Genomic DNA, 22,574 nt, shown 5'->3' with positions numbered 1-22,574 from the left:
GTCGTGGGTTGAAAAAAAGACGAAATTAAAAATATAACGATAAAAATTGGACCTGAATAAATGTCACCCTACCAAGGCTTGTTATTCAGGTCCTAACCCAGCGAATAAGCACTGAGGTCAACAATATGATAATCAATAAACTGTCTAAAGTAACGGGGTTTTCACCAAAGTTACTACTTGGCTATTTTGGCGTCCTGATCTTTATGATGGGGGAAGGCCTAGAACAAGGCTGGCTGTCACCTTTTATAATTAGCCGTGGAATGAGTATTGAAGAATCTTCATTACTATTTAGTGTGTATGGTTTTTTTGCTGCTGTGGCCGCGTGGTTATCCGGCGTATTAGCTGAAATTTATACCGCTCGTCGTGTGATGATTTTTGGTTTTGTGATGTTTGTGATTGGCTCGGTTATTTTCTTATCTGTTGGCTTACCGAGTAACAGCCTGTCTATCATGATCCCGACCTATGCACTGCGTGGTTTTGGTTATCCCATGTTTGCCTACGGCTTCTTAGTTTGGGTGGCCTATGAGGCACCAATTAAAAAATTGGGCTCTGCTGTCGGGATCTTCTGGTTCGTTTATAGCGGCGGGCTGGGTGTTTTAGGGGTGATGTATTCGAGTTATGCGCTGCCAGTTTTAGGTGAAATGGCAACGTTATGGAGTGGACTGATTTTTGTCACTATCGGGGCATTTATTGCTATTGCACTTAACCGCAACAAAGCGGGAGATACACCAGAGGCACCGAAAGAAAAAGTATCGCTCAGCTATGTATTCAAAGGGATCACTATTGCGTTTGAGAACCCAAAAATTGGTTTAGGTGGCATTGTTCGTACCATTAATACCTCGGCAGCATATGGTTTAGTGATCTTTATGCCAATGTTTCTTGCTGACTTTGGTTTTTCCCGCACAGAGTGGTTACATATCTACGCAGCACTTTGGACAGTGAACATTGCTTTTAATCTGATCTTTGGTGTTGTCAGTGACCGCATCGGTTGGCGCAATATTGTAATTTGGTTTGGTTGTGTCGGCTGTATGGTTTGTACCTTAATGTTTTACTACGTGCCTTATTATTTTGGGCACAGTTATACCCTGATGATGATAGCCGCTGGCTTATTTGGTGCGTGCCTCGCAGGATACGTACCACTTTCAGCCATCATGCCGAGTTTAGCGCCTGAAAATAAAGGTGCTGCCATGTCAGTCCTTAATTTAGGCGCCGGTTTAAGTACGTTTGTCGGGCCTGCACTTGTTGGGCTCTTTATTAGTAGCGTAGGTGCGTTTGGCGTGATTTGGATTTTCTCGGGGCTCTATTTATTTAGTGCGATATTGATGAAATTTATTACTGTGCCGGAAGAATTACTTGAACAGTCGGCAAAGATGCAGCTAACACCAGAAAATAAGTAAAAGAGGGAATTATGAACAGAATCATTAATGAACCTGATCTTGTTGTTGAAGATGCAATTCAAGGCTATTTGAAAGCGCACCCTGAATATTTTGCACAAACAGATAACGCGCGGGTTCTAAAATACCCAAAAGCACCAATACAAGGGAAAGTGGGCATTGTCACTGGTGGTGGTTCAGGTCATGAACCTGCGTTTTTAGGCTACGTAGGTGAAAATATGCTAGATGCGGTGGCGATTGGCGAAATTTTCTCCTCGCCAACGGCTGGGGCATTTTTAGATGCGTTCAAAGCTGCAGACAGTGGGGTGGGCGTTGCTTGCTTATATGGTAATTACGCGGGCGATAACATGAACGTTAAGATGGCGATGAAAAAAGCCGAAAAAGCGGGTATGCAAGTCAAAACCGTGGTCGCTACCGATGATGTCGCTTCAGCACCTGCCAGTGAAAAAGAAAAGCGTCGCGGCGTTGCGGGTGAAATTCTTATGTGGAAAGTGGGTTCTGCCGCAGCAAGTAAAGGCTATGATTTAGACGGCGTGATTAATGCGGCACAAAAAGCGATTAATAACTGCCACTCTATTGGTGTTGGGCTAACGTCTTGTACCATACCTGCGGTGGGTCATCCCAATTTTCATATTGAAGATGGGATGATGGAGCTCGGTATTGGTCATCATGGTGAACCAGGCATTGAAATTATGCCAATTCAATCCGCAGCGCAAATGGCAAAAACCATGTTAACGCCAATTTTAGATGATATGCAGGCAAAGCAAGGTGATGAAGTTGTCGTATTAGTTTCAGGGTTAGGTGCCACTCCCGTGATGGAGCTGTACATCTACTATGCAGAGGTTGAAAAACAACTCAGTGAGAAAGGTGTGCGTATTGTTCGTAACTATGTTGGTAACTACTTTACCTCATTAGAAATGATGGGGGTAACACTGACATTAATGAAAGTGGATGATGAATTGAAAACATTGATGGATGTTCCTGCGTATTCATTGGGTTTAACACAGGTCAAATAAGGAGACAACTATGCAAGTTATTTCAACGGGCAACGGTAAGGAAATTACCCTTGATTTAGTGAACATTATTGTTTCTAACCGTGAATATCTAAGCGAAATTGATGGTGCAATAGGGGATGGAGACCATGGCATCAATATGGCGAAAGGCTTCAATTTATGTGCTAAAGCAATTGCAGACCGTGAATTATCACTCAGTGAAGGGTTTGAAGAAATTTCTGATGCATTGATGGAAGGCATTGGTGGTTCAATGGGGCCACTTTATGGCAGCTTCTTTATGGGAATGTCAGACAGCATTTCAGGGAAAAATGCGTTATCACAACAAGATTTCCTCGCTATGTTAAAAAATGGGTTATCTGAACTGCAAGATATCAGTAGCGCGACAGTGGGGGACAAGTGCTTAATGGATACATTGATCCCCGCAGTTAATGCCTTTGAAGAGGCAACAAAAGCAGGAAAAAACTTTAAACAAGCGCTTGATGCGATGCAGGCCGCCGCCGTTGCAGGCCGTGATTCCACGGTAGATTTAGTGGCTAAAATTGGCCGTGCAAGCCGCCTTGGTGAGCGTTCAAGGGGCGTGTTAGATGCAGGCGCGACTTCTTGTTGTTTATTGTTATGTCAATTAGCGCAAAGTGTTGAAAAACAGAGCGCATTAACCAATGCATAATTGTTTTATATAACTCTTTTCGTGGATATATAGACAAAAACCATTGCTATATATCCACTCTCTTTTATAACTCACTTATTAATTGCCACTAGAAACGCTATACTAAAACCTTATCATCCTTGTTGCGATTAACACCAATAAAGAGGAAACCACTATCTTATGGATAGATCACAAACATCTTCCGAAATCGAGCTACTGACTGAAATTGCGATAGCTTATTATCGTGATGAAATTACTCAGGAAGAGATCGCCAATAAGTTTGGTATATCGCGAATTAAGGTAGGGCGCTTACTTAAGCGAGCAAAAGAAGAAGGGATTGTTGAGATCAATGTTCGCTATCACCCTATTTTTAGCACTCAGCTAGAGCAACAGCTACTTTCTCGCTTCCCGATTTCCCGTGCGTTGATTGCCCTCGACCATCCCGATGAAGAAGAACAACGCTACCAAGTTGGCACATTAGTCGCTAATTATTTATCAACAACATTACGAGACAACATGATAGTCACGGTCGGCCAAGGCCGCAATGTTGCTGTAGTGGCTGATAGCGGTGGGGCAGTTCCTGAAAAAGATTGCCGTTTTATTTGCGGAATTGGCGGAACCCACCGGCCGGGAGATTCCATCAATGCGGACCATATCAGCCGCCGCTTAGCGAAGAAATTTGGTGGAACCAGTGAAACTTTATACGCGCCTGCCTATGTTGAAAATAATGAATTAAAACAATCATTTATGAAAAATGGCACCATTAAGGAAACGCTCGATCGCGCCCGTAAAGCGGATATAGCCCTAATTGGTATTGGCGATATGAATGAAGACAGCTATATGGTCAAACTAGGTTGGTTTACACCGCGTGAAATTGTTGATGCGAGTTTAAATCAAGGGGTAATTGGCGATATTGCCGGTTATGATTTTTTTAATGCGCAAGGGCAGCATGTTGATACAGTGATGAATGACAGAGTGATTGGCCTAAGCATAGATGAACTCAAGAAAATCCCTTGTGTAATAGCGATTGCTTCCGAATCCTCTAAGGCTATGGCCATTATGGGGGCACTGCGTACGGGAGCGATTGATATTATCGCAACGAGTGCGAGTAATGTGCGGACGATTTTGAAGATGTCCCAATAGCTCGTCATACTTCAAGCTGTCGCGTTGTTGACTAGGTTCATTTGTTTGTTACCTAGCTGTAATTAGAATCATTCATGCCATCTATTATAAAATGGGTTTACATAACCTAATGAGTTACCTTATTATTTTAAAATATATGGGAGATGGCATTCCTCCTTTTTACAAAACCGCCCGTAGAGGGCTAATGATGCCTACGTTAACCTATTGATTAGATAGGGTACGTAGGTATTATGTGCCCTAATTTAGGGCATAAATGATCTATACTCGTCATACTTCGAGTATAACTGGGAGACTTTCCTTTCATTTATCCCGCCAAACATTAAAGGAAGTTTCTATGTATGCCTCATTATTTGCAATAGCGATTGGTTCAGTGCTTGGCGGATGGCTAAGATGGTTTGTTAGCTTAAGACTCAATCACCTTTACCCAAACATTCCACTAGGCACTGTCGCGGTCAATTTGCTTGGTGGCTTTGTCATTGGCTTTGCCATTTCGTATTTTGCCAATGCAAATATTAGTCCTGCCTATAAATTATTCATTGTGACGGGCTTCTGTGGTGCATTTACCACCTTTTCGACCTTTTCACTCGAAGTGCTGGTGCTAATCCAAGAAGGTAAATTGGGCTTCGCCATTAGTACCATCGCCATCCACGTAATTGGGGCGTTGATTTTTACCTTACTCGGTATGCTGTGCCATAACTGGCTGACACAGGGATAATTTATTTATTTGCTAATAATTGATGTGCAGTGGCTTCATCGGTCACTAAGCCTGTTACCCAACTGCCATTCATAACAGCTTGAATTGCTTTTGTTTTGTGCGCGCCACCCGCAAATGCGATCACAGGCTTATTCGGGGAGGGGAACAGTGGTACACTGGTGTGAGTGTCATCCAAAGTTGTAGAAAGTCGCTCGCCATTAGCTTGGATAAAATGCCCCAATAACTCCGCGGTTACACCTTTTTCTAATAACATTTCCAATTGTTCATCTGTGACAAAACCTTCGGAATTGAGTGGACAGCCTTTGCCGACTTCACCAATACCAATAAAGGTAATATCTGCATTCAGGGCTTTTTCCGTGACTTCCTTATACACGCGATGTTGGCACCACATTGCTTTATCTTCTGGGCTATCGGCGTACAGTGGCGCAGGTAGAATATAGTGTCGGCATTGTAATTTTTCTGCAAAACGTAATGGAATATCATAGCGTGTTGCTGAGCTATCACGGGCAATAGCGCCTATTAATGAAACACATTGGTGCTGGGAGGTTTCTAGGTAAGGAAGGGCATCAATAATACTGCGTAATGTTCTACCTGAACCAATACCAATGACTTGAGGCTTATCGGGGTCGATTAATTGTTCCATGAGCTCAGCACCGGCCACTGAAATCATATCGAGCGTCGCTTCTGTATCAAGTTGCCCTGACGGGACAACAAAGCAATGTGTTAGGTGATACTTTTGCTGGATTTCATTAGCGAGTCTTAAACACTCCGTAATAGGGTGCGTGATTTGCACCTGAACCATACCTTGTTCTTTTGCTAGAGAAATAAGGCGTTGGGCGACTTGTCTCGATAGTCCAAGCTCATGCGCAATTTCCTGTTGTGTTTTACCTGCCACAAAATATAGCCATGCCGCACGTGCAGCTTGTTCCATTTTTTTTAATTCTTTCTGCATGGACATTCTCCTGCTGGTTTCGCTTATTGTAATTCTGGGCAATTGTTTATTAAAAGGGCAAAAGTCAATACTGTGAGCATTATCGCAGTAATTGTGATCAGATTGAAACTAAAATATAACAAACGGGCATATGCCCAAAAAAATAGCAATTATTTAATTTTAGGTTAAGGAGTCACAATGCTAAAGCAGAAATCAGTGTGGATGCACATCGGTGCTGGGTCATTTCATCGTGCTCACCAAGCGTGGTATTTGCACCGCTTGATTCAACAAGGGGATGATAGTTGGTCAATTGCCTTAGGGAATATTCGCAATGATGCGAATGCATTGCTTGATAACTTAGCCAAGCAAAATGGGGAATATACCCTTGAAACAGTCTCACCTGAAGGTGAGCGTCATTATGAAAAAATTACTTCAGTGCGCAAAGTATTACATTGGGATGAGAATTTAAGCCAATTAGTGGAACAAGGCTGTGATAAAGCAACACGTGTTATTGCTTTCACGGTCACGGAGGCGGGCTATTATTTAACCCCACAGCATGAATTAGATGCAGAACAGCCAGACATTAAAGTCGATTTAACGGGCAGAATGAGCACAATATACGGTGCATTAACACAAATTTTACGCGCACGTTTAGCGGCTCATGGTGAACCTGTCACTTTGTTAAACTGTGATAATTTGCGCCACAATGGCGAACGGTTTAGACACGGCTTTTTATCGTTTCTACAATTAAAAGGTGAAACTGAGCTATACCAATGGGTGAAAGAAAATACGCGTTCGCCGAACACTATGGTTGATAGGATCACGCCTCGCCCAACACCAGATGTTGCTGAGCGTGTTAAACAGCAAACGGGTTGGGATGATAAAGCACCTATCATGGGAGAAGCATTCATTCAGTGGGTGATTGAAGATGACTTTATTAATGGACGTCCTGCATTAGAAAATGTCGATGTAGAAATGGTTGAGTCCGTTTTACCGTGGGAAGAAGCGAAAATTCGTATTCTGAATGCAAGCCACAGTTGCATTGCTTGGGCAGGAACCTTAATCGGTTTGAGCTTTATTGATGAAAGCACCCGCCAATCTGCTATCAAACAAATGGCATGGAATTATGTGACGCAGGATGTGATCCCGTCATTGTCACCAAGCCCCCTTGATTTAGAACAATACCGTGATGTAGTACTCGCGCGCTTTAGTAATCCATATATTCAGGATACTAATCAACGCGTTGCCGCCGATGGTTTATCAAAAATTCCCGGGTTTATCACGCCAACTTTACAAGAATGCTATCAGCGCCAGCAGACTCCGGCGGCGACGGCTGTACTACCCGCTTTATTTTTCGTGTTTTTACAGCGTTGGGCTCGTGGTGAATTACCTTATGAGTATCAGGATGGTGTGCTGGATGTCGAGCTATATCAAAAAATGATGAATAGCAGTGATGCATTGTCGCAATTTGTCTCCAGTGAAATGCTATTCGGTTCACTTGCTCATGCTACCGAATTCCACGAATTGATGAGCAACACCGTTGAAAAAGTTGAAAATTGGCTCAAGTCACCTCAACAACCTCTGTAAGGAGAAAGGCGATGTACCTCGGAATTGACTTAGGCACTTCAGAACTTAAGGCTGTATTAATTAATGCTCAGGGTGAAATTGTTGCCTCAAGCCATATGGCATTAACAGTACAAAGGCCACATTCTCAGTGGGCCGAGCAATCGCCAGATAGTTGGTGGGAAGCCACCAATGCGGTTGCCGCTACCTTGCGCCAAAAAGCCCCAGAAGCATGGGCGGCAGTAAAAGCGATTGGCTTATCGGGCCAAATGCACGGTGCGGTATTATTAGATAGCCAGCACCAAGTACTTCGCGACTGTATTTTATGGAATGACACCCGCAGTGCGAAGGAATGTGAATGGCTCATGGAAAATCACCCTGAGTTTCTAACGATTGGCGCTAATTTAGTGATGCCAGGTTTCACAGCACCTAAATTATTGTGGGTTGCACGTCATGAGCCTGAAATATTCAAACAAGTTGCCAAAGTGTTGCTTCCTAAAGATTATTTACGTTGGAAAATGACCGGTCAATTTATCAGTGATATGTCTGATGCTTCAGGCACATTGTGGCTGGATGTGGCTAAGCGTGATTGGTCAGATGAATTATTAGCGGCAACTAATCTAACGCGTGAACAAATGCCGGCTTTAGTTGAAGGAGCTGAAAAAAGTGGTGTGTTACGGGCCGATTTAGCTTCGCAATGGGGTTTAAGTGCAGATGTGATTATTGCTGGTGGAGGGGGGGACAATGCAGCCTCTGCAGTGGGCGTTGGCGCAATTAATGATGGCGATGCTCTGATTTCTTTGGGGACATCTGGTGTTATTTTTGTGGTTAATAATCAACTACAAGCAGCACCACATCAGGGTGTCCATGCTTTTGCTCATGCATTACCAAATCGCTGGCACCAAATGAGTGTGATGTTAAGTGCCGCCAACTGTTTACGGTGGCTTTGCCAACTTCTTTCTACAACTGAAAATCAGCTAATGGAGGAAGTGGGGAAATTGACCGATGACCAGAAGAAGCTAGCGCCTGTATTTTTGCCTTACCTCTCAGGGGAAAGAACGCCTCATAATGACCCCTACGCAATGGGCTCATTTTTTGCGTTAAGAAATGAAACAACGCGTGCTCAGCTTGGTTATGCGGTGATTGAAGGTGTGACCTTCGCCCTGGCGGATGGCATGCAGGTTTTAACGCAAACAGGAACGCAAATTAGTCGGTGTAGCTTAACGGGGGGAGGAGCACGTAGCCCTGTTTGGGCGCAGCTGATTGCTGATGTTATCGATATACCAATTGTGACCCACCCAGCGAGTTCATCGGGAGCTTTAGGTGCGGCTCGTTTGGCATGGCTGGCGGACGGCGGTAATACAGAAACCGTGTGCCAAAAACCAGAGGTGTTAAGTACCTATTTACCGCAGAAACAGTACCAAACTTGGTTAAATCAACGGCTTGATGTTTTCCGTTTATTATACCAACAGCAAAAACAAGCAAGGGAATTATTGCCACAGTAGGCGAGTGTGGCGGTGTTTCCCTACACATCACCGCCACAGCTATCTCTTCGCGATTGATTAAAATAACAAAATTAAAATGAGGAAACTGCAATGGAACAGAAGCAGTATTGGCTTGGTCTACCTAAGCATTTGTTCTGGGGTTTTATTGCTATCGCTATTTTTATGAGTGGTGATGGCTTTGAAATGGCTTTTCTATCAAAACATATTACTGATTTAGGGTTTACACCGGCACAATCAGCGATGGTATTTACTGTCTATGGCTTAATGGCCGCTGTTGCGGCGTGGGCATCTGGTGTTGTGGCTGAAATCATCACCCCCCTAAAAGCCATGATGATCGGGTTCATTCTCTGGATTGTCATGCATGCATTGTTTATGGTGTTCGGTCTGGGCATGAAAAGCTATACCTTGATGCTACTATTTTACGGCATTCGTGGATTAGCTTATCCATTGTTTATTTATTCATTTATGATGATGTTGGTGCAGGTCATTCCTCGAGCGCATCTTGCTGCCGCTACCGGTTGGTTCTGGGCGATGTATTCTGTCGGAATTGGTGTCATTGGTAGCTATTTACCTAGCTTTTCAATCCCAATGATGGGAGAAACGGGAACATTATGGATGGCAATTGGTTGGGTCGCTATTGGTGGCGCAATTGCTTATTTTAGCCTGCGTCATATTCCAGTTGATCGCTCTAAAGTTAATTTACCAATGAAAGATAAAATGGCCGAGTTATCCCGAGCTGCGACTATTTTATTCACGAATAAAGATATTTTTATGGCAAGCCTGATCCGGATTATCAACACAATTTCATTGTTTGGTTTTGCGATTATCATGCCATTATTATTTGTTGACCGCTTAGGGTTCACCATCTCTGAATGGTTACAGATTTGGGCCGTTTTCTTCTTTGTGACTATTTTTACGAATATTTTTTGGGGAATTGTTGGTGAACATATTGGTTGGGTTCGCCAGGTCAGATGGTTTGGTTGTTTAGGAATGGCAATATCCAGCTTAATGTTTTACTACTTACCCGTTTATTTTGGTCATAATTTTGCCATCGCATTAATACCTGCTATTTTATTGGGTATCTTTGTGGCTGCTTTTGTTCCAATGACTGCGGTATTCCCAAGTATTGAGCCACATCATAAAGGTGCTGCAGTTTCGATTTATAACCTTTCTGCGGGGTTAAGTAATTTTGCTGCACCAGCAATTGCCAGTTTAGTATTGCCTTTCTTTGATATTGTGGGTGTAGTGTGGGCCTATACAGGTTTGTATATCTTTGCAGGGATACTGACATTCTTTATTAAAGTGCCACAACCCGGTTTTGAAAATAATCGTAAAATAAAACCAGCTAAGGTGGCGACTGAACAACAAACCAGTCATTAATTTACTTTACCTAATATTATCAAGCCCTGTAGATAGTGAATTATCTATGGGGTTTTTTCTTTATTTAATTCACCTCTATTATTGAGACAAACTAAATTGGACATGAAGGGATATCGTCCTTTTCAAGGGTAATATAAAGAGAAACGGTTTAAAAATAAAATAAAGTAGAATGTTTTATATAAATAGAAATCTGAATCATATTTATAAGGTGATTTTTCATCTTATTGCGATAATTATTGAAAATACAGCGCTGGACAATAGAATATAATTTCATAGATTAAAAAAACAACTATAGTCGATTTGTTTATAAATAATTACTTAAATGACATAAAATATTAACTTCTAAACCTGCATTTAGAGAATATTAAGGTGCTTGTCCCATTTCAATGTTATATCTGACTATTTAATTCATAGCTTCCCTTTATTCCAAGCTGTTTAAATCCGGTTTTACTCTCTATACATCTGAATTTTCGGTGTTATGATGAATTTTGTTGCAAATTCGTGTGTTTGTAGCGAAATACTCTCTATATTGGTGTTTTATTACGCCAAATAAAATTTATAATCCAATCTTAATTAAAATTAATAGTTTGTAATACTAAAAAATAATCTAATAAAAAAAGATAATTGCGGGGAAAAAGTTATGTCACAGATGTTAGCTCTGTTTCTGATAGTAGGGATATTATATATAGGGGATGCTATAGCCGTTAGAACTAAGGCGTGGATCCCATCTGTATTTGTATGTGCAGTGCTCTTCCTTTTAGGTTATTGGACTATTTTCCCGAAAGATATTGTGAGTATTGCGGGTATTCCTCAGGTGGTTGCGGTTACCTTGATGTATTTGTTAATTACAAATATGGGGACCTTATTATCGCTAAAAGAATTATTGCGCCAATGGAAAACCATTCTTATCTCTTTAGCTGGGATTCTAGGCATCATTTTATTAACCTTTATTGTTGGTATAACCTTATTTGATTTAAATACGGTATTAGTTGCAGTTCCTCCGTTGGTTGGTGGTATTGTTTCTTCGTTAATTATGTCAAAAGGTGCTGCGGAGGCAGGTCTTGTTGATCTTTCGGTTTTCGCAATTTTAATTTACGTCATGCAGGGGTTTGCAGGTTATCCATTAACTGCGGTGATGCTAAAAAAAGAGGGGCGCCGAGTTTTAGAAAAATATCGCAATGGCCAATGGCAAGAAACCTTACCGGTAGACGGGGCAAAAGAGGTCGAAGTTAAAACTGTAGTACCTGAAGATGAAATGCCACGTATGTTCAAGAAAATCCCTAATCACTATAACACCAGCTATTTTAAATTCTTACGCTTAGCTGCGGTAGGCTATTTGGCTTATTTGGCCTCATCTTATGCTGCCCCTTATGTGAGTATTAGCCCATTTGTATTGTGTTTGTTATTTGGTGTTATTGCTTCTTCATTGGGTTTCTTAGAAAGACAGCCGTTACAAAAAGCTAATGGCTTTGGGTTCGCAATTATGGCCTTAATGTTGTTTATTTTTGATACATTAAACCACGCAACCCCCGATATGTTATTACGCCTAGTTTATCCGATGGTGGTGTTAATTAGTGCAGCGGTTATTGGGATGTACCTTGCATCTTGGGTGGTTGGTAAAATATTAGGCGTCACCAAAGAAATGGCATTTGCTGTTGCGCTAACAGCGTTATATGGCTTTCCAGCTGACTATATTATTACTAATGAAGCAATCAACGCGTTAACGAAAGACGAAAAAGAACGCCAAGTATTAACTAGCCATATGTTAGGGCCAATGCTAGTTGGTGGCTTTATTTCTGTGACCATGGTTTCTGTCGTATTAGCAGGTATTATGGTGGCTTATATTGTTCCAATTGCAGGGTAAAAATAATGGAAACAAGTACTTCAAGAATTCAGCGCCATTTAGAACAGCTGGCAGAATACACCGCAACGCCGGGTCAGGGTACTACGCGGATGAGCTATAGCGAACAAGATAAACAAGCGCGTGATTATCTAAAACAAGAAATGCGCGCCTTAGGATTACACGTTCGTGAAGATGCTATCGGCAATATTTATGGGCGCTTAGAAGGCCAGCAACCGGATTTGCCTGCAGTCATAGTCGGTTCACATTTTGATTCGGTCCCTCACGGTGGGGCATTTGATGGTCCTGCGGGGATTGTCACCGGTTTGGATGTTGTGGCACGTATTCGTGAACAAAATTTAACACCGAAATATCCCTTAGAAGTGATTGCGTTGGTTGAAGAAGAAGGTACCAGTTTTGGTCGTGGTTTGATGGCTTCGAGTGTAATAACAGGGCTAATTGGCACCAAAGAATTATATCAGTTAAAGGATAGGCAGGGCGTGAGTGCTGCTGCACGTATGGCCGCGGCTGGGTTCAATGCAGACAATGCAGCGCAAGCGGTTCTTAATCCTAAAAATGTCAAAGCGTTCTTAGAGCTACATATCGAACAAGGCCCAGTGTTAGAACAGGCGAATGAAGATGTAGGGATCGTAGAAACTATTGTAGGCATCAGTCAGTTAGAAATTAAATTGACAGGTAAAGCAGGCCATGCAGGTACCACGCCGATGAATATGCGAGCCGATGCATTAGCGTGTGCTAGCCAAATCATTAGCCAAATCCCTGCGCTAGCAACGGCAGTGGGGGATAATACGGTGGCGACGGTGGGGCGGTTAGCGGTATTGCCGAATGGGGCTAATGTCATCCCAAGTGAAGTCACTTTTAGCGTTGATATTCGTTCCAAAAATGATATTGCGTTACGTAAGGTGATTGAGCAAGTTATTGAGTTAACTGAGCAAGTTAGCAATTCATTAGCTATTTCAAGCGATATTGTTCAGCCGTTATATGTTCAGCCAACGGAGCTCAATAGTGATATTCATCAACTGATGCAACAACATGCTAGCGACCAAAACTTACGTTTTCGTTCAATGGTCAGTGGCGCAGGGCATGACACTATGATTTTTGCAGGTATTACTCAAACAGGGTTGATATTTGTGCCAAGTCGTAATGGGTTAAGCCATCATCCAGATGAATGGACGGATTATGCACAAATTGCAAGAGGTGCAGATGTGATGTTTGCTACTGTTAAGTCATTAATAGAATGCTAATTAATAAATAAACCAGGTAAATCATCTGGTTGTGTAATAGGGTAAAAAGGTAGAAAAATGATCAACAAAACAATTACAGCGGCAATCAAAAAACACACACCGGAAATGATTGCTTTTCGTCGTGATCTACACGCTCACCCTGAACTACCGTTTGAAGAAATACGTACTACAAAACGTATTGCAGAAGAATTAGACAAAATTGGAATAGCGTATCAATTAACCGAACCGACAGGTGTTATTGCTGAAATTAAAGGCGGTAAGCCAGGTAAAACAGTTGCTCTGCGTGCAGATATAGACGCATTACCCGTTTTGGAATTGAACGATTCATTAGAATATAAATCGACTATTGAAGGTAAAATGCATGCTTGTGGCCATGATGCGCATACGGCAATGCTATTAACCGCAGCTAAAGCGTTGTATGAAGTACGTGAAGAATTAGCCGGTAATGTGCGTTTGATTTTCCAACCCGCAGAAGAAATTGCTCAAGGCGCATTAGCCATGATCAAACAAGGCGCAATCGAAAATGTGGATAACGTTTTTGGTATGCACATTTGGACAACCACACCATCAGGAAAAGTATCTTGTAATGTGGGAGGCTCTTTTGCTTCCGCAGATTTACTAAAAGTCACCTTTAAAGGCCGTGGTGGTCATGGTTCTATGCCAGAGGCCACCATTGACGCTGCGGTTGTTGCTTCTGCATTTGTCATGAATTTACAAGCGATTGTTTCCCGTGAAACGTCTTCTTTAGACTCAGCCGTGGTCACGATAGGTAAAATGGATGTCGGGACACGTTTCAATGTTATCGCTGAAAATGCAGTATTGGACGGCACGGTACGTTGTTTTGATATCGAAACTCGTAACCGTATCGAAGCTGCGATCCGTCGTTATGCAGAGCATACAGCGGCTATTTATGGGGCGACTGCGCATGTTGATTATATCTATGGGACATTGCCTGTTATTAATGAGGAGCGTAGTGCGCTACTGGCTCAGTCAGTGATTTCACAAGCTTTTGGTGAACAAGCTCTGATTAATGAAAGACCGACACCGGGCGGTGAAGACTTCAGCTTCTACATTGAAAATATCCCAGGGTGCTTTGCTTTGTTAGGCACAGGAAATGCCGAAAAAGACACTCAATGGGCGCATCATCATGGCTGCTTTAATATTGATGAAGACACGATGGCGACAGGGGCTGAACTTCATGCGCAATATGCGTGGAGTTATTTACAGCAACAGGAATTTTAATTGAGTATGTTAATGCTATTAGGGCTAGTTATTTTGCCAATACCGGGGTTACCACTAGCCCTACTGCCTATTTATTTTGCCTATTAAGATTGGTTAAAACTGCGAATAGCGGCCTATTGTATGGCTGCTATTTGTCGTGATGAATAAAAATAGCTTCTCTTAAACGCTGTTGTTGTTCAAAACGTTGTTCTTGGTTGATTTGCTGATCATGGGATAGCTGCATTAGCATTTCATTCATATTATGAACTGAGCTTTCTTCAATCAGTTGATTTATTTTTTCAACAATTTCATCATAGTAGGACATAAAGCAGGCTCCAATTAATATTCACTAAAGTTATCATAACGCTAAGTCTAATGTGTCAGATAGGTGATTAATTCTGTTTATCGATCACCATAACTGCCATCGTATTGGGTTCTAAGGCTCGCATTATATGCGGCTCATCTCCGGGGTAGTGAATATAGTCCCCAACCTGTAACTCAACAGGGTTATCCAATGGGCCGACTAACGCTCTGCCGGACATAATAATGATGTGCTCGCTGACACCATGCATATGAGGCTCTGAAATACGGTCACGACCGGGCTGGGCAACCACAGTATAAATATCACGTCGCGAATCTGCAGGGGCTGATGAGAGCAAAAAGGCCAAATAGTTCGCGTGTTCAGCGCTGACCGGTATCGCCTCCCCATGACGGATCACAGTGACAGCCTCTTGTTTTTCTTCAATTAATCGCGCAAAAGGAATGTCTAAAGCCACACAAAGTGCCCATAAAGTTTCAATGCTTGGGTTACCGCTACCAGATTCCAATTGAGAAAGTGTAGATTTAGCGATACCGGCTTTGCGAGATAGCTCTGATAGGGATAGCCCGCTTTTTTGTCTTTCACGACTAAGGGCTTTCGAAATCAACTCAATGGGCGGGGAAGGTAGATTCAATTTTAATTTTCCTATTTAGATTGCACTTTATACTATCTATCGACATAATGAACGAATGTATTATATATCGAACGGTCTAGGGATGCTAACTTCAATAAGCTCAACATTAAATCATAGCATAGTGAAAAATATAGCTCTTGTCTGTTTTGCTGACTTAATTGTCGGCATTTCTTATGGCGCATTAGCGCTTTCGCAAGGTTTTGATTGGTGGATACCACTTACTTTATCTATTTTAGTGCTCGCAGGGGCGTCTGAGTTTTTGTTTATTGGTGTTATTTTTGCAGGAGGTAGCCCGCTTTCTGCTGCACTTGCGGGGTTGTTAGTCAATTCACGACATATCCCTTTTAGTTTTGCAACTAACGAATTAACGGGGAAAGGAGCGAAGTCATTACTGGGCTACCATATTATGAACGATGAGAGTGTTGTATTTGGTTTAGCACAAGAAACTGAATCAGAAAAACGCGCAGCTTTTTGGTTGTGTGGGATAGGTATTCTATTGTGTTGGCCAATAGGGGTCGTGATAGGTGAGGTATTGGGTAGCTTTATTAGTGATACGCATATATACGGGATGGATGCGATGTTTCCTGCAATCATTTTAGCGCTTTCATTGCCTGCGTTATCGGATAAACGCCTGCGGTTAACTGCCATTATTGGTGCAGTTATTGCGGTTGCAACCACACCAGTATTACCCGCGGGGATCCCTGTATTACTGGCACTATTGAGCTTGGTTATTTATATAAGGAAATAATAATGACAAATAACCCATGGTTAATTATTAGCGGTATTTTGTTGTTGGCGGCAGGTACTTATTTAATGCGAGCGTCAGGTGCTTTGTTGCGCGGTCGAGTGGTACTTTCTGAAAATAGTAAAATGTTATTTTCAGCAGCAGCCATTGTCATTTTATTCTCAGTGGCAGCGACGTCGACATTATTTTCCGGTGATGAGATTTCTGATTGCCCTAAAATTGTAGGCGTGCTGGTGGCAGGGGTACTAACGTGGTTTAAAAAGCCATTTATTATCATTGTGTTGTCAGCTGCGATTGTGACTGCGTTACTTAGGTTATTCTAAATAAGGTTATTCTAATTAGAGTTAATCTGAATAGCGCATATTTATATAGCTTATATAAGCTAGAGCAGATAAAAAAGTGACCCCGACTTGAAGAGAGTTGGGGTCACTGAAATTTACTCAGTGAGATCTTTTATTGTTTCAGAAGAGCCATTTTTTTGGACAGAGGCAATCCCTTTTAGCGCAGATTGCTTGGAAGCATACATTTCACTTTTAGCAATCACTTCATGATTTGCTGCTTTTAAAACGAAATAGTAAGGCTGAGCAACGTCTTTAGTGGATTTTTTTAATTCAAAATACCCCATGTTAAGCTCCTGATTTTCTATTGAAAGGATGTCAAACAAAGTGTTAATAGGTAGCTGATATTAACAATCTGCTTGAATTAAGATTAGTCGTTATTAGGTGTTATTACTAGGGGAAAAGATTCAATTCGGAGAAACTTTTTTTTTAAAAAAAAGCCTCTGGGAAGCAGAGGCAATCGTAGGATATATAGAACTCTTTATTATCCGACTAAAATATCGGCTTTTTCTTGTAACAGCTATCTGATTGTACTTATCGATATAAAAGGTTTTGCCGATAACTTCATTAATCCTCATTGATACTAACTGTTACTTTGCAGTTGGAGCACCAATTGGTTCTGGTGTTGGCATGGTATTCATTGGTTTAAATTCAGGGACTTCCATCACTGTAACTTTGACAATATAGCGTTTGCCATCTTCAATTTTAGGCGCACTATTGGCCAGTTTTTTTACAGTTTCATTCGGTGTCGTCGTTTGTTCTGCAACGCTGTATACCATATTGTGATGGTTACCCATGTGCTGACGAGGCATTTTTTGGTTCACACCATTTGCTGCCGCAGTAAAACCGACGGTTAATAATGCTAAGGCTAATAAACTTGTATTTAATTTTTTCATTTCAGTTTCCTCTGTATTGGTGATAATCAAATCATTCACCAATTCATTTCGCCTCGCAATTGCTTTTACCTCCCCTGACGGAAGCTCCATAATTACTGCACTTTTTATTCAAGCTTATTCCATAATTTTTATAAAACAGTGGGTTAATAGACGATAATTTACATTTTTAGACCACTTGTGCTAATGCAAATTTCAGTGCTGGAGACATCAAAGGGGATAGTCTAGGATGGTAAGTTAGGTTCAACAAAACTCTAACAAAGTGAGTGTGTATGTCAGATAAAAAAATTCCCCTTTCGTTGCTCGACCTTGCGCCAATCATTCAGGGTTCGACAGCGAAAGAGGCCTTTGCTCATTCTCTTGATATTGTCCAACTAGCCGAAAAACTCGGTTATCATCGTTATTGGCTTGCGGAACACCATAATATGACAGGGATAGCAAGTGCGGCCACCTCGGTATTAATCGGCTATCTTGCTGCTAATACGCGCACTTTGCGTTTAGGTTCTGGAGGTGTCATGTTACCGAATCATTCACCGTTGGTGATTGCTGAGCAATTTGGCACGTTAAATACACTTTACCCTGAACGTATTGATTTAGGTATAGGGCGTGCACCAGGAAGTGACCAACGGACTATGCAAGCTTTACGTCGTCATATGAATACGGATATCGATAATTTCCCGCAAGATGTAGCGCAAATTATTAATTGGTTTGATGCCATAAACCCAGATCCAGCAGTGCGTCCAGTACCGGGATTTGGCGAAAAAATTCCAGTTTGGTTGCTAGGGTCGAGTTTATACAGTGCAAGGTTAGCTGCGCAGATGGGGCTCCCTTTTGCTTTTGCCTCTCATTTTGCACCTGATTTGCTGTTACAAGCGTTGGATGTTTATCGTGCTAATTTCCAGCCATCGCAGAGACTATCTAAGCCGTATGCGATGGTTTGCATCAATATCATTGCCGCAGATACTCAACGTGAAGCGGAATTTTTATTTACGTCGATGCAGCAAGCCTTTGTCATGCTACGTCGTGGCCAACCCTCTCAACTTCCTGCACCAGTCGAGAGTATGGAAAATATCTGGTCACCTGCCGAGGAATTTGGTGTTCAACAAGCATTAGGGATGTCACTGGTAGGGGATAAAGCCAAGGTACGTCATGGGTTGGAAACGATATTCAGGCAAACTCAAGCGGATGAAATTATGGTTAATGGCCAAATTTTTGATCATCAAGCTCGTTTACACTCTTTTGAGTTGGCGATGCAGGTAATGAACGAAATTATGTAATGTATATAGCTGAGCGGTTAACACCTGTGCAAGGACGCATTTTTCAGCCTTGATTCAAAAAGAGATAACCCAGAAAAATCTGGGTCATTGACGGCTAGCAAGCTATTTGTGGTTGATGGGGCTCTAAAGGGGGTAAACCGTGAGCAGCACGCGCTCTATCGCAGGCTTCGTTGTAAATACCATCATGCCAAGATTGTTCGAACTCACGACACGGCGTGGGTCTTTGTGCATAAATTGAACAAGACACACACTCACCAATAGTACCTTCTAAAGCAGTACAGCGGGTATTTTGTTTTTGATTGGTGCCATGCATACAACTCATAAATGGGGTAATTTGCTCAGTTAAATGTTGTGGTACAACACCACCGCCACTTTCTGCCTCAGCCCAATAAAAAGAGACACGAAAATAGGCACAACATGCGCCGCAGCTTACACAAGGGTTTTCTGAAGAAGCAGTTTTTAGGATATGGACATTATTAGTCATATTAAAAAACCATAAATTATGTTGATAAAATACCCATAGGAAATGGGTTGACGCAACACAAGCAGGAAGCTCAAGAAAACGTTGCTCAGGCTTTATTATCTTACGTAATTCCAGTTTATTGCAATATTATTCAGCACAAAAAACTGATTTTTTTAATGTTCACCAAGGTTAATAAAATTGACGTATTTGTGATAACCATAAAAAAACCTGCCTTCTGGCAGGTTTTTATTTGAGCTATGATGATAAATTAAACGTGTTTTAAATCTGCGTCATCATTTTGGTTGAATATCGCTTTATCGGTTTCACCCATCAATTGGCTAGTCACAGTACCTGCTGTCATTGAACCACTGACATTCAGTGCAGTACGGCCCATATCAATTAATGGTTCAACTGAGATTAACAGGGCAACTAATGTGACAGGTAATCCCATTGCGGGCAGTACAATTAATGCTGCGAAAGTTGCGCCGCCACCAACACCAGCAACCCCCGCTGAACTGATAGTAACAATACCGACTAATGTCGCAATCCACAGTGGATCGAACGGGTTGATGCCCATTGTCGGTGCGACCATTACGGCTAACATCGCAGGGTAGATACCGGCACAACCGTTTTGACCAATCGTTGCACCAAAAGATGCAGAGAAGCTAGCAATAGACTCAGGGATACCGAAACGACGTGTTTGTGTTTCAATATTCAGTGGAATACTTGCTGCACTTGAACGACTCGTGAATGCAAAGGTTAACACTGGTCCAGCTTTTTTAAAGAACTTAATTGGGTTTAAGCCTGTTGTCGCAACTAAAATACCGTGTATGACAAACATAATGCCTAACGCAACATAAGACGCAATAACAAAAGTTCCTAAGTTGATGATGTCATGTAAGTTTGAACTTGCTACAACTTTAATCATCAGCGCCATTACGCCATATGGCGTTAAACGCATTACTAAGCGAACTAACTTCATTGCCCAAGCTTGCATTACATCAATCGCTGCTAAGGCTTTTTCACCGCGCTCTTTATCATCTTTAAACAATTGCAGTGCGGCAACGCCGAGGAAGGCAGCAAAAATAACGACACTAATAATCGATGTTGGATTTGCTCCAGTTAAATCCGCAAATGGATTTTTTGGAATAAATGATAAAATTAATTGAGGTACGGTTAAGTCAGAAACTTTCCCAATATAATTGCTTTCTATTGCAGATAAGCGAGCAGTTTCAGATTGACCTTGAACTAAACCTTCTGCGGTCAGGCCGAATACATTGGCAATTAAAATACCAACTAACGCAGCAATAGCAGTGGTAAATAACAAAGTGCCAATTGTTAAAAAGCTAATTTTACCCAGTGAAGAGGCTTTATGTAATCTTGCCACCGCACTTAGAATTGAAGCAAATACCAATGGCATAATCACCATTTGTAATAGCTGCACATACCCATTTCCGACAATATTAAACCACAGAATGGAGTCTTTTACCGTTTGGTGGCCACTACCGTACACGAGGTGTAGTATTACCCCATAGGCAACACCGAAAACCAGACCGACTAAAACTTTTTTAGATAGGCTCCAGCCTTTAGCCCCTAGTTTTGCCAACAGTATTAGTAGTGCTACAAAGCCGAGCACATTAATAATTAGAGGAATATTCATTCCGAACTCCAAATCATATTTTTATAAGGTGTGTTACTTGCCCTTTAATCCTTATTGGTTATAAGGATTTAGTTACTTCAAACAACTGGTTATATGTTATCAGCTGATAAAACACATTTCTTATACCAAAAAGTAATAAGATAGTATTATTCATACTTACATTATATGACAAAACTATAAATTATGTAGGGAAGTATGTATCTATTTGATTATGAATGTATTTTATAATCACATCAACGTGATTATAAAAATCGAATTGGTAACCTGCGGGTAATAAGCAGGCACAAACGGTCAAAATAATGGCAACAAAGCGTTCTCCACGTTGGCTATTTTTACCGCGGATCATGGGAAAACAAAAACGTTGGGGGAGTGGCCATAGTAACGGTACCCCCGAAGGCGTGAGCATATCGGCGACTAGATGGCTGATATAACCCAATAAAAAGGCTTGGATAATATCATTTGGGATTGCCCATTCTGTAGGTACCCATTGATAACAAGAAATCATCAATAGAAACCATGCAACTAGGCTATGAGTAAACCCTCGGTGCCCACAAAGCTTGGAAATGGGTAATGAAAAAATCCGTAGTAGCCGACCAGGAATTGAGGAGGGGTGGTCAATATCGGGCAATAATGCGCCTAATAAGGCTCCTGGAACCATGTGCAGCCAATCACCATGAGCAATCTCTGGGGTGATTTGAAGTTTATGAGCCATTATTAAAGAGGCGACGGAAAAAAGCAGATGCCCTTCAGCTGTCATGGTGGATAAAATACCATCTGTTTATCTATACAGTTGATTGGCAGTATAAAGTGTTTGAAAAGAATATGATAGTACTAGAAAGGTAAAAAAACTCTTATTTATTAGCAGATAAGGAAAGGATTTTATAAATTAACACAATTCCCCTACCTAAGTTAGATAGGGGAGAACACTTCTTAGACACACAAAGTATTCTTAACGTAAATGTTCAGCCTTTAAGTCATTCAGTGAGGCTAGTTTGATATCGGCTAAACCAAAGCGCGGATCATTAAAATGCTTGCTGTCAGGTACCACAATTGAACGCATTCTGGCCGCTTTTGCAGAAATCATACCGTTAAATGAATCTTCTAATGATGCGCAATTGACCGGTTTAGTTGATAACTCAGCTGCTGCTTTAAGATAAACTTCAGGATGAGGTTTACTCAAGGGCAAATCAGCCGCAGAAATAACCGCAGAGAAATAATCACGAATATCCAGAAGATTTAAAACTTTTTCCAACATGTACAAAGGAGAGGCGGAAGCCAATGCAATTTTTAAATCCATTGAACGGCAAAGTTCCATGGCATGCTGCACTCCGGGTAGAATAGGGCGAGTTTCTTCAACTAAACCAACAACACGGTCAATGATGCGTTGTGTGGCTTCTTCTTGGCTACATCCTTGCCAAGGGGAGGCGTGGTACCAAAGCTCCACCACATGGTCAATACGTAAACCTAAGGTATCAGGCAGGGTATCAGCAATTGAAACGTCGACACCCAATTGTGAAAAAATCTCAAGTTCAGCCTGTGCCCAAAAAGGTTCCGAGTCGATCAGTAAACCATCCATATCAAAAATGACCGATTGGATGGGAAGATTATGGTACATGTCAAAACTCCATT

The 22,574-nt window shown here is 41.6% G+C and carries 23 protein-coding genes and 1 riboswitch; of the genes, 14 read left to right on the top strand and 9 right to left on the bottom strand.

Features of this window, described 5'->3' with window-relative positions; all coding sequences use genetic code 11:
* Positions 1 to 125 precede the first annotated feature (125 nt).
* From PSE72_RS03780 to crcB, 5 genes are all read left to right on the top strand, one after another.
* Positions 126 to 1,397: an MFS transporter gene (locus tag PSE72_RS03780; protein WP_272690905.1), complete on the top strand. Its 1,272-nt coding sequence runs from the start codon at positions 126 to 128 to the stop codon at positions 1,395 to 1,397.
* Between the two features lie 11 nt (positions 1,398 to 1,408).
* Positions 1,409 to 2,410 (top strand): dihydroxyacetone kinase subunit DhaK, encoded by a 1,002-nt coding sequence (locus PSE72_RS03775; protein ID WP_115167404.1) that lies wholly within the window; start codon positions 1,409 to 1,411, stop codon positions 2,408 to 2,410.
* A gap of 10 nt (positions 2,411 to 2,420) precedes the next feature.
* Positions 2,421 to 3,074: a dihydroxyacetone kinase subunit DhaL gene (gene dhaL / locus PSE72_RS03770; protein WP_109911230.1), complete on the top strand. Its 654-nt coding sequence runs from the start codon at positions 2,421 to 2,423 to the stop codon at positions 3,072 to 3,074.
* A gap of 159 nt (positions 3,075 to 3,233) precedes the next feature.
* On the top strand, positions 3,234 to 4,196 hold the full coding sequence (locus PSE72_RS03765; protein WP_004910275.1) for a sugar-binding transcriptional regulator: 963 nt from the start codon (positions 3,234 to 3,236) through the stop codon (positions 4,194 to 4,196).
* Positions 4,197 to 4,326: 130 nt separating this feature from the next.
* Positions 4,327 to 4,397: riboswitch (Fluoride riboswitch) on the top strand.
* 133 nt (positions 4,398 to 4,530) lie between these two features.
* On the top strand, positions 4,531 to 4,911 hold the full coding sequence (gene crcB, locus PSE72_RS03760) for a fluoride efflux transporter CrcB (protein WP_004910278.1): 381 nt from the start codon (positions 4,531 to 4,533) through the stop codon (positions 4,909 to 4,911).
* A gap of 1 nt (position 4,912) precedes the next feature.
* Here crcB and PSE72_RS03755 read toward each other — a convergent pair whose 3' ends face one another.
* Positions 4,913 to 5,863: a sugar-binding transcriptional regulator gene (locus PSE72_RS03755; protein WP_115167402.1), complete on the bottom strand. Its 951-nt coding sequence runs from the start codon at positions 5,861 to 5,863 to the stop codon at positions 4,913 to 4,915.
* Between the two features lie 177 nt (positions 5,864 to 6,040).
* Here PSE72_RS03755 and dalD point away from each other — a divergent pair, with 177 nt between their 5' ends.
* From dalD to PSE72_RS03725, 6 genes are all read left to right on the top strand, one after another.
* On the top strand, positions 6,041 to 7,429 hold the full coding sequence (gene dalD / locus PSE72_RS03750) for a D-arabinitol 4-dehydrogenase (RefSeq protein ID WP_115167401.1): 1,389 nt from the start codon (positions 6,041 to 6,043) through the stop codon (positions 7,427 to 7,429).
* An 11-nt stretch (positions 7,430 to 7,440) separates the two neighbouring features.
* Positions 7,441 to 8,910 carry a xylulokinase gene (xylB, locus tag PSE72_RS03745; RefSeq protein WP_115167400.1) on the top strand — a complete coding sequence of 490 codons (1,470 nt, stop codon included), beginning with the start codon at positions 7,441 to 7,443 and terminating at the stop codon, positions 8,908 to 8,910.
* A gap of 90 nt (positions 8,911 to 9,000) precedes the next feature.
* Entirely contained in the window at positions 9,001 to 10,290 is a 1,290-nt protein-coding gene (locus PSE72_RS03740; RefSeq protein ID WP_115167399.1) for an MFS transporter, read from the top strand.
* Positions 10,291 to 10,930: 640 nt separating this feature from the next.
* Positions 10,931 to 12,154, top strand: a complete 1,224-nt coding sequence (locus PSE72_RS03735; protein ID WP_198641236.1) for a hypothetical protein — start codon at positions 10,931 to 10,933, stop codon at positions 12,152 to 12,154.
* A gap of 5 nt (positions 12,155 to 12,159) precedes the next feature.
* Positions 12,160 to 13,395 carry a Zn-dependent hydrolase gene (locus tag PSE72_RS03730; RefSeq protein ID WP_198641235.1) on the top strand — a complete coding sequence of 412 codons (1,236 nt, stop codon included), beginning with the start codon at positions 12,160 to 12,162 and terminating at the stop codon, positions 13,393 to 13,395.
* 57 nt (positions 13,396 to 13,452) lie between these two features.
* Positions 13,453 to 14,637, top strand: coding sequence for an amidohydrolase (locus PSE72_RS03725; RefSeq protein ID WP_115167398.1), 1,185 nt, complete (start codon positions 13,453 to 13,455; stop codon positions 14,635 to 14,637).
* Between the two features lie 127 nt (positions 14,638 to 14,764).
* On the opposite strand, the gene PSE72_RS03720 is transcribed toward PSE72_RS03725, so the two are convergent.
* Both PSE72_RS03720 and PSE72_RS03715 read right to left on the bottom strand, forming a co-directional pair.
* Positions 14,765 to 14,941 (bottom strand): DUF2526 family protein, encoded by a 177-nt coding sequence (locus PSE72_RS03720; RefSeq protein ID WP_004910298.1) that lies wholly within the window; start codon positions 14,939 to 14,941, stop codon positions 14,765 to 14,767.
* A gap of 67 nt (positions 14,942 to 15,008) precedes the next feature.
* Complete coding sequence (locus PSE72_RS03715) at positions 15,009 to 15,569, bottom strand: helix-turn-helix domain-containing protein (protein ID WP_004910302.1); 561 nt, start codon at positions 15,567 to 15,569, stop codon at positions 15,009 to 15,011.
* 82 nt (positions 15,570 to 15,651) lie between these two features.
* On the opposite strand from PSE72_RS03715, the gene PSE72_RS03710 reads away from it, so the two are divergent.
* Positions 15,652 to 16,317, top strand: a complete 666-nt coding sequence (locus PSE72_RS03710) for an AzlC family ABC transporter permease (protein WP_217007738.1) — start codon at positions 15,652 to 15,654, stop codon at positions 16,315 to 16,317.
* A 2-nt stretch (positions 16,318 to 16,319) separates the two neighbouring features.
* Positions 16,320 to 16,637: an AzlD domain-containing protein gene (locus PSE72_RS03705; protein ID WP_115167397.1), complete on the top strand. Its 318-nt coding sequence runs from the start codon at positions 16,320 to 16,322 to the stop codon at positions 16,635 to 16,637.
* A 113-nt stretch (positions 16,638 to 16,750) separates the two neighbouring features.
* On the opposite strand, the gene PSE72_RS03700 is transcribed toward PSE72_RS03705, so the two are convergent.
* Entirely contained in the window at positions 16,751 to 16,939 is a 189-nt protein-coding gene (locus PSE72_RS03700; RefSeq protein ID WP_004263611.1) for a YegP family protein, read from the bottom strand.
* A gap of 303 nt (positions 16,940 to 17,242) precedes the next feature.
* A complete protein-coding gene (locus PSE72_RS03695) occupies positions 17,243 to 17,638 on the bottom strand; it encodes a hypothetical protein (protein WP_115167396.1) in 396 nt (131 codons plus the stop codon).
* A 179-nt stretch (positions 17,639 to 17,817) separates the two neighbouring features.
* Here PSE72_RS03695 and PSE72_RS03690 point away from each other — a divergent pair, with 179 nt between their 5' ends.
* Positions 17,818 to 18,822: a luciferase-like monooxygenase gene (locus PSE72_RS03690; protein WP_115167395.1), complete on the top strand. Its 1,005-nt coding sequence runs from the start codon at positions 17,818 to 17,820 to the stop codon at positions 18,820 to 18,822.
* A 94-nt stretch (positions 18,823 to 18,916) separates the two neighbouring features.
* On the opposite strand, the gene PSE72_RS03685 is transcribed toward PSE72_RS03690, so the two are convergent.
* The 4 genes from PSE72_RS03685 to hxpB all read right to left on the bottom strand — a co-directional run bounded on the left by PSE72_RS03685 (position 18,917) and on the right by hxpB (position 22,560).
* On the bottom strand, positions 18,917 to 19,306 hold the full coding sequence (locus PSE72_RS03685) for a YkgJ family cysteine cluster protein (RefSeq protein WP_115167394.1): 390 nt from the start codon (positions 19,304 to 19,306) through the stop codon (positions 18,917 to 18,919).
* A 247-nt stretch (positions 19,307 to 19,553) separates the two neighbouring features.
* On the bottom strand, positions 19,554 to 20,945 hold the full coding sequence (locus PSE72_RS03680; protein WP_004910323.1) for an L-cystine transporter: 1,392 nt from the start codon (positions 20,943 to 20,945) through the stop codon (positions 19,554 to 19,556).
* Between the two features lie 181 nt (positions 20,946 to 21,126).
* On the bottom strand, positions 21,127 to 21,702 hold the full coding sequence (locus tag PSE72_RS03675) for a metal-dependent hydrolase (RefSeq protein ID WP_004910326.1): 576 nt from the start codon (positions 21,700 to 21,702) through the stop codon (positions 21,127 to 21,129).
* Positions 21,703 to 21,894: 192 nt separating this feature from the next.
* Positions 21,895 to 22,560 carry a hexitol phosphatase HxpB gene (gene hxpB / locus PSE72_RS03670; RefSeq protein WP_109911239.1) on the bottom strand — a complete coding sequence of 222 codons (666 nt, stop codon included), beginning with the start codon at positions 22,558 to 22,560 and terminating at the stop codon, positions 21,895 to 21,897.
* Positions 22,561 to 22,574: the final 14 nt, after the last annotated feature.

It is taken from the genome of Providencia sp. PROV116, from assembly GCF_028482485.1.
In the GTDB taxonomy this organism is placed as follows: Bacteria; Pseudomonadota; Gammaproteobacteria; order Enterobacterales; family Enterobacteriaceae; genus Providencia; species Providencia rettgeri.
Note: the sequence above shows the minus strand (reverse complement) of the source record. Positions and strands in the feature narration are given on the sequence as shown.

Coding starts and splice junctions, on each gene's coding strand:
- PSE72_RS03780 (WP_272690905.1), top strand. CDS start 126: ATGATAATCAATAAACTGTCTAAAGTAACGGGGTTTTCACCAAAGTTA.
- PSE72_RS03725 (WP_115167398.1), top strand. CDS start 13,453: ATGATCAACAAAACAATTACAGCGGCAATCAAAAAACACACACCGGAA.
- PSE72_RS03700 (WP_004263611.1), bottom strand. CDS start 16,939: ATGGGGTATTTTGAATTAAAAAAATCCACTAAAGACGTTGCTCAGCCT.
- PSE72_RS03740 (WP_115167399.1), top strand. CDS start 9,001: ATGGAACAGAAGCAGTATTGGCTTGGTCTACCTAAGCATTTGTTCTGG.
- PSE72_RS03695 (WP_115167396.1), bottom strand. CDS start 17,638: ATGGAGCTTCCGTCAGGGGAGGTAAAAGCAATTGCGAGGCGAAATGAA.
- dhaL (WP_109911230.1), top strand. CDS start 2,421: ATGCAAGTTATTTCAACGGGCAACGGTAAGGAAATTACCCTTGATTTA.
- dalD (WP_115167401.1), top strand. CDS start 6,041: ATGCTAAAGCAGAAATCAGTGTGGATGCACATCGGTGCTGGGTCATTT.
- PSE72_RS03710 (WP_217007738.1), top strand. CDS start 15,652: ATGCTAACTTCAATAAGCTCAACATTAAATCATAGCATAGTGAAAAAT.
- PSE72_RS03705 (WP_115167397.1), top strand. CDS start 16,320: ATGACAAATAACCCATGGTTAATTATTAGCGGTATTTTGTTGTTGGCG.
- PSE72_RS03675 (WP_004910326.1), bottom strand. CDS start 21,702: ATGACAGCTGAAGGGCATCTGCTTTTTTCCGTCGCCTCTTTAATAATG.
- hxpB (WP_109911239.1), bottom strand. CDS start 22,560: ATGTACCATAATCTTCCCATCCAATCGGTCATTTTTGATATGGATGGT.
- PSE72_RS03755 (WP_115167402.1), bottom strand. CDS start 5,863: ATGCAGAAAGAATTAAAAAAAATGGAACAAGCTGCACGTGCGGCATGG.
- PSE72_RS03720 (WP_004910298.1), bottom strand. CDS start 14,941: ATGTCCTACTATGATGAAATTGTTGAAAAAATAAATCAACTGATTGAA.
- PSE72_RS03730 (WP_198641235.1), top strand. CDS start 12,160: ATGGAAACAAGTACTTCAAGAATTCAGCGCCATTTAGAACAGCTGGCA.
- PSE72_RS03690 (WP_115167395.1), top strand. CDS start 17,818: ATGTCAGATAAAAAAATTCCCCTTTCGTTGCTCGACCTTGCGCCAATC.
- PSE72_RS03680 (WP_004910323.1), bottom strand. CDS start 20,945: ATGAATATTCCTCTAATTATTAATGTGCTCGGCTTTGTAGCACTACTA.
- PSE72_RS03775 (WP_115167404.1), top strand. CDS start 1,409: ATGAACAGAATCATTAATGAACCTGATCTTGTTGTTGAAGATGCAATT.
- crcB (WP_004910278.1), top strand. CDS start 4,531: ATGTATGCCTCATTATTTGCAATAGCGATTGGTTCAGTGCTTGGCGGA.
- PSE72_RS03735 (WP_198641236.1), top strand. CDS start 10,931: ATGTCACAGATGTTAGCTCTGTTTCTGATAGTAGGGATATTATATATA.
- PSE72_RS03685 (WP_115167394.1), bottom strand. CDS start 19,306: ATGACTAATAATGTCCATATCCTAAAAACTGCTTCTTCAGAAAACCCT.
- xylB (WP_115167400.1), top strand. CDS start 7,441: ATGTACCTCGGAATTGACTTAGGCACTTCAGAACTTAAGGCTGTATTA.
- PSE72_RS03765 (WP_004910275.1), top strand. CDS start 3,234: ATGGATAGATCACAAACATCTTCCGAAATCGAGCTACTGACTGAAATT.